Origin of the sequence: Desulfitobacterium sp., from assembly GCF_034927245.1 — a bacterium.
Classification (GTDB): Bacteria; Bacillota; Desulfitobacteriia; order Desulfitobacteriales; family Desulfitobacteriaceae; genus Desulfitobacterium_A.
Genome location: NZ_JAYFQK010000026.1, coordinates 12,375 through 25,263, shown reverse-complemented (window position 1 = coordinate 25,263; position 12,889 = coordinate 12,375). Strand labels below are relative to the sequence as shown.

Sequence of the window (12,889 nt, the reverse complement as noted above, 5' to 3'; positions counted from 1 at the left end):
GCCAATCCTTAATAATAATAAAGATGAGAAGCAGAATATCTCTGCTTCTCATCTTTCTCCGTAATAATCCACCATTAATTAGTGGCGTAATCCAAGATCAGTAAGGATTTTACGATAACGATTAAAATCAAGTTCTTTCAAATAATTGAGAAGGGCACGACGCTGTCCAACCATTTTTAAAAGGCCGCGACGAGAATGATGGTCTTTTTTATGGGTTTTGAAATGCTCTGTCAAATAAGCAATCCGCTCAGTCAGAAGCGCGATTTGAACTTCCGGTGAACCGGTGTCACCTTCATGTTGTTGGTACTTTGTAATAATTTCTTTTTTCTTTTCAGCTGTTAACATTTTTGTCAAACCTCCATTTTTTCAAAACGCCTGCAGCCCAGATGCCGCCGGAGTACGGCCATCCGAGTCAGCGGTTCATTAAGATTCTAAATTATTTTACCGGAAATTTAAGGATTTGTAAAGCCTGTTATCTGCCGTTTCCTGTTCGAGGATTCTTTTCGTTTGCAAAGCGTCCTTTTGTAGTTGTTCCAATAGCTCTGCCGCACTTGAGAATTTTCGTTCATCGCGCAGCCGCTCAACTATCTCAATATTTAACGTTTGATCATAAAGATCGCCTTGAAAGTCAAAAAAATGAACCTCAGCTGTGGTCACATACTCGTCATGAAAAGTGGGTTTCATCCCGATATTCATCATGCCAAAGATTTTTGATCCATTCAGCTCAGTCCAGACGGCATACGCTCCTCGCTTTGGAATAAGAATATCCTCATGGAATTTAAGGTTTGCCGTTGGATACCCCAACGTTCTGCCTCGTTGTTCGCCTTTAACAACTTTTCCTTCTAAACTGGGATATCGGTCCAGCATAATTTGTGCCTGCCGGATATTCCCTTCAAGCAAAGCTTTGCGTACGCTGCTGGAAGAAATCACTTTGCCGGCCATGGTTTGGGCCTGAAGCACGCTGACACCGAAGCCAAACTTTTCGCCAAAATGCTGCAAATCTTTCGGCGTCCCGCTCCCTTTACAGCCAAAAGAATAATTGAAGCCAACGACGACATACTGTATCCCGAGTTGAAGAAGAATATCCGATACAAACTTTTCAGGTGTTGTATCAGCCATTTGATGGGTGAAAGGAAGAAGAAAAACATTGTCCACCCCTAACTCTTCTAGGAGTTCCAACCGTTTTTCCGAGGTTGTTAATAACCCAATCATTTTTTCCGGGAAAAGAAGTTTCAAAGGATGAGGTTCGAAAAGCAGTACATCTAATTCGATTCCTCTTTTCCGGGCTATCTCTAATCCACTCTCCAGCAAGCGCCGATGTCCCAGGTGTACACCATCAAAATTGCCTAGAGCGAGCACACTCGCTTTATACGGTTTTTCAGGTAACTGTCGGATAACCTGCACTCCGTTAATACCTCCTCTAATTACACGACCGGGTTATTAAAAAACTTTATACGGATAAAGAGATTGGTCAATACATTTGCCAATCCCGATAAATTCATGGTCAGTAAAGACTTGGACTTGTCCCGATTCAGGAAGCTTTACAGCGCCTAAACCCCTTTGTGATGTCGGCAGGCCATGCCGAAATGCCTCAGCCCGCTGCGGAGTTAGAACAACCTTCGGCAAGTCCAAAATACGATTAAGGGGAATGAGAAAATCATCTTTGCCTTGTTCCAGGGCTTCATTGATTTGCTCTAAAGTCCAGCTTTCCTCAAGTCTAAACGGTCCTGAGCGCAGACGGACTAATTTTGACATATGGGCACCACACCCTATAGCATCGCCTATATCCTGGCATAAAGTTCTTATGTAGGTTCCTTTAGAACAATCCACTTCAAAAACGGCCTTGGGATATTCACCCGCCTGCCATGAAAGCAGTTCCAATCTTTGAACCGTAATGGTACGCGGTGGCCGTTCAACTTCAATTCCCTGCCTTGCTAAATCATAGAGATGCTTTCCCTCGTGGCGTATAGCCGAATACATCGGAGGGATTTGCTGAATGGAACCTAAAAATTGAGGAATAATCCGCAAAAAATCCTGCTCTTTTACCAAAGCCTTAGTCGAACGCAAAATTTGACCTTGCGCGTCCTGCGTATCTGTCACAATTCCAAATGTAATCTCGGCTCGATACGATTTACCCTGATCTGTGAGATATTCTGCTAACCGGGTTGCTTTACCCACACAAATGGGTAACACCCCATTTACCTCAGGATCTAATGTTCCGGTATGTCCCACCTTACGCGTCTTTAGGCTTTTCCGCAGCAAGACTACGACATCGGAAGAAGTCATTCCAACGGGTTTATGAACATTAATGACCCCGTCCAATGCTTAATTCCTCCTCAATAGTACGAATCACAGATTTCCTTGCCTCTTCCAGCGAGACCTCCATCGTACAGCCGGCAGCTCTTTTATGCCCCCCACCGCCAAAACGTGCGGCTAATTCATTGACATTAAACCAAAGATTGGATCGCAAGCCGATCCGTATTTTTTGCTTTTCTATTTCTTTAAAAAGAACAGCGACCTCAACACCTTCGATACACCGCGCGTTGTTAATAACACCTTCACTCAGATTTTCCTTCGCACCCGTTTCTTCGAAGTCTTCTTGATGAAGCGTAATCACGGCCAGCCGGCCTTCGCTATAAAGCTCAAGTTCGCTCAACCCTTTGCTCAAAAGCTTAACTTGAGCTAATGGTTTCTGATCAAAGATAAGGTGATGGATTTGAAGAAGATCAATCCCCGCGTCCATCAGCTTAGCCGCTAAAAGATGCGTCTTTGCCGTTGTATTGCTGTATTGAAACGAACCTGTATCAGTAACCAGCGCTGTATAAAGATTGGTCGCAATGTCATGATCCAGCGGGACTCCCAGTTCTTCAATAAGAGCCATTATGATCTCTCCGCTGGCGCTCGCCTTAGGGTCCACCCAGTTAAGCGTTCCAAAGTTATGATTCGAAATATGATGATCAACATTAAGAATAACAACGTTTTCCGGGAATTGATCTGCCACAAGATTGGTACGCTGTAAGTCTGTACAATCAACAAAGCAAAGGGTTTGCGGAAGACTTTCGGGAAGGTCTTTTTGAACTTCCTGAACCCCCGGTAAGAAATCTAAATTATGGGGGATTTCATCCGGATTATACAGTTTTACTCTTTTTCCAATCCTTTTCAAGGCTAACCCTAAGGCCAGCATAGAACCCAAGCAATCACCATCGGGGGAAATATGGGAGAAAAGCGCCACTTCCGGCGCTTTTCGTAATTCATCTGCAATGGGATTTGACATATCATTCGCCATGAGAATCATCCTCGTCCTCGGTTTTTTCGGTATGAACCTCGCGCAAGAGCTCAGCGATATGAGCACCATGTTCGATCGACGAATCGTATTTAAACGTTATCTCCGGAGTATATCTAAGACGAATCCTTCTCCCGATTTCGTTGCGGATGAAACCGGCTGCACGATTAAGTGCTTCCAGAGACTCCTTGCTTTGTTGAGAATCACCCAGAACACTGACAAAAACCTTGGCATGTCCTAAATCCTCAGCAACCTCTACACTTGTCACTGTTACAAAACCGATTCGAGGATCTTTTAGTTCCTCGCGGATCATTTGTGATATTTCTTCTTTTAAGGCCTCGCCCAAACGGCTTGCTCGATGTTTTGCCATAGGTCATTCCTCCGGGTTTGAATTATAGTTCGCGTTTTACCTCTTCCATGATATAACCTTCAATAACGTCGCCCTCTTTTATATCATTAAAGTTTTCCACGCCAATTCCACACTCATACCCTTCCAGCACTTCTTTGACATCATCTTTAAATCGTCTGAGGGACTCTAGATTACCTTCATGGACAACCACACCATCACGAATCACGCGGACTTTTGAGGTTCGTGTGATTTTACCTTCTGTAACATAACTTCCTGCAACACTGCCCACTTTCGGTACCTTGAAGACTTGGCGGACTTCAGCCCGGCCTTGAACAAGCTCCTTAAAGTCCGGATCAAGCATCCCGGACATAGCCGCTTTAATATCCTCAATCGCATCATAAATAACACGATAGAGACGAATATCTACGCCTTCTAACTCTGCCGTAGCTTTCGTGTTAGAGTCGGGTCTGACATTAAATCCTATAATGATGGCATTTGAAGCGGCGGCTAACATAATATCTGTCTCGGTTATTGCTCCAACGCCGCCATGAATCGCATTAACCCGAACCTCACTCGTGGACAATTTAAGAAGGGATTGTTTTAGGGCCTCAACCGAGCCTTGAACGTCGGCTTTGATAATAACGTTAAGCTCTTTAACTTCTCCTTCTTTAATTCGATCAAACAAGTCTTCAAGGCTAACTTTGGACATTTGCCGGGCTTCTTCGGCTTTTCTCACATTGGCGCGCGCTTCAGCGATTTGACGTGCATGTTTCTCATCAACAACGACATCAAATATATCACCTGCTGCCGGTACTTCATTAAGTCCTTGTACTTCGACAGGTGTAGATGGCCCTGCTTTTTTTACGCGTCTTCCTTTATCATCAACCATAGCCCGTACTTTTCCGAAAACGGAACCTGCTAAGATGCTGTCCCCGACATTCAATGTTCCCTTGGAAACCAAGACCGTGGCCACGGGACCCTTTCCTTTGTCAAGTTCAGCTTCAATTACCGTACCAGTAGCAGGCCGATTTGGGTTTGCCTTTAGTTCACGCATCTCGGCAACAAGCAAGATCATCTCAAGCAGTTGACCAATATTTTGCCTTCCCTTTGCGGATACAGGTACGGCGATCGTATCGCCTCCCCATTCCTCAACGACTAGACCATATTCGGTCAATTCTTGTTTCACCCGATCGGGTTGCGCGGCTTCCTTATCGATCTTATTGATAGCTACAATGATCGGAACCTCTGCCGCTTTGGCATGGTTAATTGCCTCAATGGTCTGGGGCATTACACCGTCATCTGCGGCAACAACAAGAACGGCAATATCTGTAACTTGAGCACCACGAGCCCGCATCGCTGTGAAAGCTTCATGCCCCGGTGTATCAAGGAACGTAATCTTTTGCCCTTTAATTTCAACTTGGTAAGCACCGATGTGTTGGGTAATCCCGCCGGCTTCGGAAGCGATAACGTTCGTTGCGCGAATGGCATCCAGCAGGGAAGTCTTTCCATGGTCAACGTGTCCCATTACCGTAACAACAGGGGGCCGTAAAACTAGATCTGCCGGATCATCGACAATTTCTTCGACCTCTGTTAAAGGTTTCTCAATTTTAACTTCTACACTTACACCCATCTCATTAGCCAAAATCGTCGCGGTTTCAGCATCAATTTCTTGGTTTATCGTAGCCATGACGCCTAAATTCATCAGCTTTTTGATCAGTTCGCCTGATTTTCGGCTCATTATCGAGGCCAGATCTTGGACAGTGAGCGACTCGGGGATAACAATATGCTTTGGAGTGGTATCCCGAACCTCCTTCTGCTCATGACGGTTATTCCGTTTATGCTGATGTGGATAATTTCGTATATCTTTCTCAATTTCTTTCTTCCGTTCAAATGAACGATCTTGAGATTTTTTCTTAACAGGGTTTTGCCGCTTAGGCGGTTCGAGGGATACCGCTCCCGGTGCAGGTTGAGGACGTGCCGATTGGCGAGGGCCCTGCGGACGATCTCCCATACCCGGACGTGGGCCATACGGACGTTCTCCCATTCCCGGACGCGGGCCATGCGGACGTTCCCCCATTCCCGGACGTGGGCCATGCGGACGATCCCCCATTCCCGGACGCGGCCCTTGCGGACGATCTCCCATACCCGGACGCGGACCATACGGACGATCTCCCATTCCCGGACGCGGCCCTTGCGGACGTTCTCCCATTCCCGGACGCGGCCCTTGCGGACGTTCTCCCATTCCCGGACGCGGACCATGCGGACGATCCCCCATTCCCGGACGCGGGCCATGCGGACGTTCTCCCATTCCCGGGCGTGGACCTTGCGGACGTTCTCCCATTCCCGGACGCGGCCCTTGCGGACGATCCCCCATTCCCGGACGCGGCCCTTGCGGACGTTCTCCCATTCCCGGACGCGGCCCTTGCGGACGTTCTCCCATTCCCGGACGTGAACCATGCGGACGATCTCCCGTTCCCGGACGTGGGCCATGCGGGCGTTCTCCCACTCCCGGACGCGGCCCTTGCGGACGTTCTCCCATTCCCGGGCGTGGACCTTGTGGACGATTACTCATTTCCGGACGTGGGCCTTGTGGACGATTACCCATTTCCGGACGTAAACCTTGGGGATGATCTCCTATTCCCGAATGGGGTTTAGGAGCTTCGTTTTTGTTTTCCCCTGGGGCTGCCGTGTGGGGCACTTCTTTACCCTTTAACTGTGTAATTTGAGCACGGAGACGATCTGCATCGCCTTTTTCTACAGCACTTAAATGATTTTTAATTTCTATTCCCATACTTTCTAATCTTGTCATAACATCCTTACTACTTAAATTTAATTCTTTTGCCAATTCGTGAACACGAATACTCAATACAACCACCCCCACATATTCAGCGCCCGATATTTATTCCAGGCCGTCAGCTCCTTACCTTTAAGATCGCTTTAGCAAATCCCTGATCCATGACCAAAACAGTCGAGCGTTGAGATAAGCCAATTGCTTTTCCCAACTCTTGTTTTTCCCCGAAGACAAGAACCGGTATATGTAAATCCCCGGCCCACTGTGTGTATTTTTTATGCGTTCCCGGTGCATCTTCCGCCAAAATCAAGAGATTCCCTTTGCCCTTTTTTAACATAGCTTCAACTTGAGATTCCCCCGAAGTGATTTTTCCTGCCCTGCGGGCTAAGCCCAATAGTGAATAAATCCGTTCTATCACGAACCGGCCAGCTTCCCTTCTAATTCTTGAATTAACTCGGGAGAAAGCTCGATGTCCAGTGCTTTTTGAAACCGATGTCCTTTAACAGCCGTTTTAAAGCACTCGATCTGTGGACAAATATATGCTCCCCGCCCGTTCTGTTTACCTGTGGGATCAAGTTCCACTGCTCCCTCCGGTGTTCGCACAATTCGAACGAGCTCTTTTTTAGGTTTCATTTCTTGGCAGCCTAAGCACATCCGCATCGGGACTTTTCGCGCCTTCATCTGCTCACCGCTTTCCCTTTTTCTTTTTGCCTTCTTTAGAAGCACGGGTGTGATTTGTTTCGCTTGTTTCATTGATTTCACTATGATCGTTTATTCCCGACTCATCTTCTTCATAACCGGCATTTGCGTCATAACCTACACCCTCATCATACTCAGCGGATTCGTCGCTGTAATCAGAGAACTCATCATATTCCTCGGCATTTTGTTCATATTCATTATACTCATCGTATTCGTCGTACTCATCATAGTTTTCATCGTAGTTTTCATCATATTCGTCGTACTCATCATATTCCACGGATTCTTCATCGGCACTTTCCGGAATTAAATTTTGGGCTAAGGCTTGCGATTCGGATTTAATATCAATCTTCCAGTTCGTCAATTTAGCGGCTAAACGCGCATTTTGGCCTTCTTTACCTATGGCCAGAGAAAGCTGATAATCGGGAACCACCACAAGAGCTACCTTCTCATTGGGTTTAGGATAAACACCGATGACCTTTGCCGGTGACAGGGCATTCGCCACAAACTCCTCCGGTTCAGGCGAGTAGTTAACAATGTCAATTTTTTCTCCTTTAAGTTCGTTGACAATCGTTTGTACCCTGCTTCCCTTTGGCCCGACGCAGGCACCTACCGGGTCAACATTAGGATCACGTGAATAAACAGCAATCTTCGAACGGGCACCTGCTTCACGAGATACGCCTTTAATCTCAACAAACCCATCATGGATTTCCGGAACTTCCAATTCAAAAAGACGTTTAATAAGTCCGGGATGCGTTCTCGAGAGCATAATCTGTGGTCCTTTGGTTGTCTTCTTGACTTCGACGACATAGGTTTTAATCCGTTCGAAGGCCTGATATGTTTCTCCGGGAATTTGTTCCTGTGCGGCTAAAATCGCTTCAACCTTTCCAAGATCCACGATAACGTTTTTCTGGTCGTATCGTTGAACAACACCAGTAACGATGTCACCTTCACGGTTAATATATTCGTCATAAATCATACCGCGTTCGGCTTCACGAATTCTTTGGACGACCACCTGTTTCGCTGTTTGCGCTGCAATCCGTCCAAAATCGCGAGGAGTAACTTCATATTCAACAATGTCATCAATGTTATAATTAGGATCAATTTTACGGGCTTCCTCTAATGTAACCTGAGTACGCTCGTCTTCAATCTCTTCGACAACATTTTTCCTTGAATAAACTTTGAATTCACCTGTCGTCCTGTCAATGCTGACCCTTACATTTTGTAAGGATGCAAAGTTCTTTTTATAGGCGGAAATAAGTGCGGCTTCAATCGTTTCAAATAGCACATCTGCTGAAATTCCTCGTTCTTTTTCCAGTTCATGTATAGCTTCAATGAACTCCATATTCATTATTAACTTTTCCTCCCCTAAAACTCTAACGCTATATTAGCTTTTTCAATAATATTTTTAGGAAGTTGTACCTTCTCTTTTTCATATTCGAGAATAATGGCTTCATTATCGATTCCCGCTAGGTAGCCGGTAAATTCCTGATAGCCTTGAAAGGCCTCTTTCGTGCGGATATGAACCAGCTTCCCTTGAAAACGAATAAAATCCTCATCCTTTTTTAACGGGCGCTCCAGTCCCGGAGAAGATACTTCTAACATGTATGCCTGCGGTATTGGGTCATTTTTGTCTAAGAGATCACTGACAGCATGACTTACATTTGTACAATCATCTAGGTCGACTCCTTCCTCTTTATCAATATAAAGTCGGAGGTACCAATGCACGCCTTCTTTTATGTATTCAACGGCTACCAGTTCAAGTCCCAGTTCTTGAATAATGGGTGTAACTAAAACTTCAACTTTCTGCTCAATTGGCTGTCCCATGTGTATCTCTCCTTTATTTTTGGCCCTTGCTATTCATAGTCTTGCGAAGGAATTGTAAAGTTATTCTTTCATTATTCTTTCTGACAGTGCAAATGAAAGAGTGGGTCCAAAACCCACTCCTCACTTCGTTTCTAAAATTCTTACTTTAAATATAGCATATCCTTTAATCGTTAGCAACACTCTCGGTAGAAAATAATGGTTAATACAGGCTAAAACAAGCTAAGTTGGTTTTGTTCGGGAAGTTCTTTTAAGCAGCCGTGATTTTGAAGAATTTCAATTACTGTTTTGCTTAGCTTGGCTAGTGAACGCAGATCTTCGATTGACTTGATATTTCCTTTCTCCCGAAGCGCAACAAGACTTCGTGCAGCACTTTCGCCCAACCCCTGTAAGGAGGCAAAAGGAGGAAGAATCCCCGTTGGCGTAATCTTGAATTTAGTGGCATCTGACTCCCAAAGATCAACTTTGCGCAAGGTAATTCCTCGGCACCACATTTCTAAAACCAGTTCGAGAATAGTCATCAGACCTTTTTCTTTCACAGAAACATCATTGCCCTTTGCTTCTATTTCATCCATCTTCCGCCGACAAGCATCGGCGCCTTGAACCATTAAATCAACATCGAATTCATCCGCGCGAATGGAAAAGTAGGTCGCATAATAGGCCTCCGGACAATGAACCTTAAACCAAGCAATCCGAAAAGCCATCGTCACATAAGCTACAGCATGAGCCTTAGGGAACATATACTTGATTTTTAAACAGGATTCAACATACCAGTCAGGAACATCATGAGCCTTCATTTCCTCAATATCATCCGGCTTGAGTCCTTTCCCTTTCCGTACACTTTCCATAATTTTAAACGCCCATCCCGGTTCAAGACCTTTATGAATCAAATACACCATGATATCATCGCGACAGCCAATGAGCTCGGACATTTCCGCTGTCCCGTTTCGTATCAGCTCTTGAGCATTTCCCAGCCAGACATCTGTACCATGAGAAAACCCGGATATACGAACAAGGTCTGAGAAGGTCTTGGGTTGAATATCCTCAAGCATTTGGCGGGTAAATTTTGTACCAAATTCCGGTATACCATATGTTCCGCTTTTTGAGCGAATTTGCTCCTCGGTAACCCCTAAAGCTTTAGGTGAGCAGAACAAGGACATCGTCTCCGAATCATCGAGGGGAATCTTTTGGGCATCGATCCCTGTTAAATCCTCAAGCATCCTGATTACCGTAGGATCATCATGGCCCAGGATATCCAACTTTACAAGGCGTCCCGAAATAGAGTGATAATCAAAATGCGTTGTTATGATACCGGAGTTAGGATCGTCCGCCGGATGCTGCAAGGGGGTAAAATCATAAACATCACATTCCTTAGGCACAACCATGACTCCGCCCGGATGTTGTCCTGTCGTTCGTTTAACTCCGGTGCAGCCTCGTATTAAACGCGACATTTCCGCCGGCCGAACCCGTATCTTTCGCTCTTCAAGATAGTTTTTGACATAGCCAAAAGCCGTTTTTTCCGCCACTGTTGCAATCGTTCCCGCACGGAAAACATAGCCTTCCCCGAAAATTTCCTCTGTATATTTATGGGCACGGGGTTGATAATCACCGGAGAAGTTTAAATCGATATCAGGTACCTTATCTCCTTTGAAGCCTAAAAATGTTTCAAACGGAATATCATGCCCGTCTTTAGCCATAAGTTGACCACATTTAGGGCAATTCTTATCAGGCAGGTCTATACCGCACCCGACACTTCCGTCTTCAATCCATATTGAATGCAAGCACTCCGGATTTACACAACGGTAATGCGGCGGCAAGGAATTTACCTCAGTAATTCCGGTCATCGTCGCTACGAGTGAAGATCCTACCGATCCTCGAGAGCCTACCAGATAACCGTCCTCGTTGGACTTCTTCACAAGCAAGTGGGCAATCAGATAGAGCACGGCGAACCCATTGCCGATAATCGACTTAAGTTCCTTATCCAAACGATTTTTAACAACTTCCGGAAGTTTTTCACCATAGAGTTCCTTCGCTCTTTGCCAAGTCATGCTTTCAATTTTTTCCTCAGCCCCCTGAATCGTAGGTGAATGCAAATCATCCGGAAAAGGCTTCAGCACCTCAACTTGATTGGCAATCTTTTGAGGAGCATGAACTACAGCATCTAGGGCTTCTTTTTCACCCAGATAGGAGAACTCCTCAAGCATTTCCTCGGTCGTACGAAAGAATAAAGGGGCTTGCTGGTCAGCATCTTCAAACCCTTTACCTGCCATGAGAATTCGCCGATAGTATTCATCCTCAGGATCCAAAAAATGAACATCACCTGTGGCAACTACAGGTAAATCGAGTTCCTGTCCTAACCGCCAAACCGTACGGTTGATCTCCCTTAGCCCTTCTTCATTCTCCACTTGATTTGTACGCAGCATAAACGCATTATTCCCTATCGGCTGAATTTCGAGGTAATCATAAAATGCGGCAATTTCTTTTAATTCGTCCCAAGACTTCTTTGCCAAAATTCCCTGAATCAATTCGCCTGCTTCACAGGCAGAACCGACAATCAAGCCTTCCCGAAATTCGGTGATTTTTGAACGGGGAATGCGCGGACGCCGATAAAAATGCTCAAGGTGGGAAACAGTGATTAGCTTATAGAGGTTTTTTAGTCCTGTGTAATTTTTAGCAAGGATAATAATATGCCGAGCCTTACGCTGCTTTAAGGGCAATGGCCCCGGCGCATCATCCAGCAAATAGCCTTCAACACCAAGAATGACCTTAATTCCATATTTTAACCCCGCATCTGCCGCTTCCGGAAAAGCTTGAACAACACCATGGTCGGTAATTGCAATAGCTTCATGACCCCAGGCTTTAGCACGGCCAACGAGTTCTTCGGCCGTAGACATGCCATCCATCGTTGACATCCTTGTATGCAAATGAAGCTCGACCCGCTTTTCTGCAGCTTCATCTATCCGGATTACGGGCTTCGTACGCACAATATCCTTGGGCATTAGGGTTAAGTCAGAAGAATACTTATCAAACTGCACTGAGCCGCGAATTTTAAACCATTTACCTTCCTTGAGGTTAAGGCTCTCCACACCCTCGTTCAAGAAGACCTTTGCGGAAATCGAATCTGTCTTATCCGCCAAGTTAAACGTTAAAAGCTGCCGTCCGGATTTCAGCTGCCGATATTCTATTCCAAAGACTTCACCGGCTACAATAATCTGCCGTTCCTCATCCTGGACTTCATGAAGCGGGATAGTTTCACCATTGAATTCTTTGCCTAAGATCAAATCGGTTTCTTTTTGCTCCGCTTTCCCCTTAGCATTTTCCTTAGGTTGGGTCAGCATCTGTTGAAGAATTCTCTGTTCTTCTTCCACCGTCTGCGCAAGGATATCCTCACTGGCGGAACTTTCCTTCATTTCACAGCATAAAGAGCACTTCAAACCGAATTTCGTCATAAAATACCGTTCTAACGTCCCCTTTTTCGTATTGAAATACTCGATTCCCAAAGCATTGGGAACAAATATCTTTAATTCTTCACCCCGCGCCTGATACGAAGAACCCTCTCCAAGCCAACCTTTGAAAACGGGCAACATTTCCGCAAGATCGTGAGCAATCTCCGGCCAATGTCTTTGGCAGAGTTCCTCAATATTTTGGATGGCTGATTCATATTCAACCGAACAATTAATTTCATCAACCTCTGGTACAAATTCCTTGAGAAAACAGGTGAAATCATCTAAAAAATCATGTTGAATGAACTGGGATGAAGAAAGGTGAAGGATCCATTTCCTTTCTTGAGGAAGAACCTCCACCTGCTTTAATTCAATTGTTGAGAAATAGGGACGGAATGGTTCCTGCCGATCAAGGGGAAGTTGACTCAAAAATGGGACCTCCCCCAGCAAAACAGGTCTTGACACTTAAATTCCTCCCATCCATAGACCTAAACAATAGTTCC

At 45.4% G+C, this 12,889-nt stretch carries 11 protein-coding genes; all 11 read right to left on the bottom strand.

Annotated features, from left to right (window positions below):
• Positions 1 to 78 precede the first annotated feature (78 nt).
• The 11 genes from rpsO to VB077_RS07710 all read right to left on the bottom strand — a co-directional run bounded on the left by rpsO (position 79) and on the right by VB077_RS07710 (position 12,851).
• The gene (rpsO, locus tag VB077_RS07760) at positions 79 to 345 is read right to left on the bottom strand and encodes a 30S ribosomal protein S15 (protein ID WP_323414657.1); all 267 of its coding nucleotides are present in this window, start codon (positions 343 to 345) and stop codon (positions 79 to 81) included.
• A 96-nt stretch (positions 346 to 441) separates the two neighbouring features.
• Positions 442 to 1,404 carry a bifunctional riboflavin kinase/FAD synthetase gene (locus VB077_RS07755; RefSeq protein ID WP_323414656.1) on the bottom strand — a complete coding sequence of 321 codons (963 nt, stop codon included), beginning with the start codon at positions 1,402 to 1,404 and terminating at the stop codon, positions 442 to 444.
• Positions 1,405 to 1,440: 36 nt separating this feature from the next.
• Positions 1,441 to 2,322 carry a tRNA pseudouridine(55) synthase TruB gene (gene truB, locus VB077_RS07750; RefSeq protein WP_323414655.1) on the bottom strand — a complete coding sequence of 294 codons (882 nt, stop codon included), beginning with the start codon at positions 2,320 to 2,322 and terminating at the stop codon, positions 1,441 to 1,443.
• Entirely contained in the window at positions 2,306 to 3,286 is a 981-nt protein-coding gene (locus tag VB077_RS07745) for a bifunctional oligoribonuclease/PAP phosphatase NrnA (protein ID WP_323414654.1), read from the bottom strand. The genes truB and VB077_RS07745 overlap by 17 nt, the downstream gene beginning before the upstream one ends.
• Positions 3,276 to 3,653 carry a 30S ribosome-binding factor RbfA gene (rbfA, locus tag VB077_RS07740; RefSeq protein WP_323414653.1) on the bottom strand — a complete coding sequence of 126 codons (378 nt, stop codon included), beginning with the start codon at positions 3,651 to 3,653 and terminating at the stop codon, positions 3,276 to 3,278. The genes VB077_RS07745 and rbfA overlap by 11 nt, the downstream gene beginning before the upstream one ends.
• Positions 3,654 to 3,675: 22 nt before the next feature.
• Entirely contained in the window at positions 3,676 to 6,498 is a 2,823-nt protein-coding gene (gene infB, locus VB077_RS07735; RefSeq protein ID WP_323414652.1) for a translation initiation factor IF-2, read from the bottom strand.
• Positions 6,499 to 6,544: 46 nt separating this feature from the next.
• Positions 6,545 to 6,841, bottom strand: coding sequence for a L7Ae/L30e/S12e/Gadd45 family ribosomal protein (locus VB077_RS07730; protein WP_323414651.1), 297 nt, complete (start codon positions 6,839 to 6,841; stop codon positions 6,545 to 6,547).
• Complete coding sequence (gene rnpM / locus VB077_RS07725) at positions 6,838 to 7,104, bottom strand: RNase P modulator RnpM (RefSeq protein ID WP_323414650.1); 267 nt, start codon at positions 7,102 to 7,104, stop codon at positions 6,838 to 6,840. The genes VB077_RS07730 and rnpM overlap by 4 nt, the downstream gene beginning before the upstream one ends.
• Before the next feature lie 4 nt (positions 7,105 to 7,108).
• Positions 7,109 to 8,470, bottom strand: a complete 1,362-nt coding sequence (gene nusA, locus VB077_RS07720) for a transcription termination factor NusA (protein WP_323414649.1) — start codon at positions 8,468 to 8,470, stop codon at positions 7,109 to 7,111.
• A gap of 17 nt (positions 8,471 to 8,487) precedes the next feature.
• The gene (gene rimP / locus VB077_RS07715) at positions 8,488 to 8,946 is read right to left on the bottom strand and encodes a ribosome maturation factor RimP (RefSeq protein WP_323414648.1); all 459 of its coding nucleotides are present in this window, start codon (positions 8,944 to 8,946) and stop codon (positions 8,488 to 8,490) included.
• A 209-nt stretch (positions 8,947 to 9,155) separates the two neighbouring features.
• The gene (locus tag VB077_RS07710; RefSeq protein ID WP_323414647.1) at positions 9,156 to 12,851 is read right to left on the bottom strand and encodes a PolC-type DNA polymerase III; all 3,696 of its coding nucleotides are present in this window, start codon (positions 12,849 to 12,851) and stop codon (positions 9,156 to 9,158) included.
• Between the last annotated feature and the right edge of the window lie 38 nt (positions 12,852 to 12,889).

What these genes read in the sequence shown, in the direction of transcription:
- rimP (WP_323414648.1), bottom strand. Translation starts at nt 8,946, where the DNA reads ATGGGACAGCCAATTGAGCAGAAAGTTGAAGTTTTAGTTACACCCATT.
- nusA (WP_323414649.1), bottom strand. Translation starts at nt 8,470, where the DNA reads ATGAATATGGAGTTCATTGAAGCTATACATGAACTGGAAAAAGAACGA.
- rpsO (WP_323414657.1), bottom strand. Translation starts at nt 345, where the DNA reads ATGTTAACAGCTGAAAAGAAAAAAGAAATTATTACAAAGTACCAACAA.
- VB077_RS07745 (WP_323414654.1), bottom strand. Translation starts at nt 3,286, where the DNA reads ATGGCGAATGATATGTCAAATCCCATTGCAGATGAATTACGAAAAGCG.
- rbfA (WP_323414653.1), bottom strand. Translation starts at nt 3,653, where the DNA reads ATGGCAAAACATCGAGCAAGCCGTTTGGGCGAGGCCTTAAAAGAAGAA.
- rnpM (WP_323414650.1), bottom strand. Translation starts at nt 7,104, where the DNA reads ATGAAGGCGCGAAAAGTCCCGATGCGGATGTGCTTAGGCTGCCAAGAA.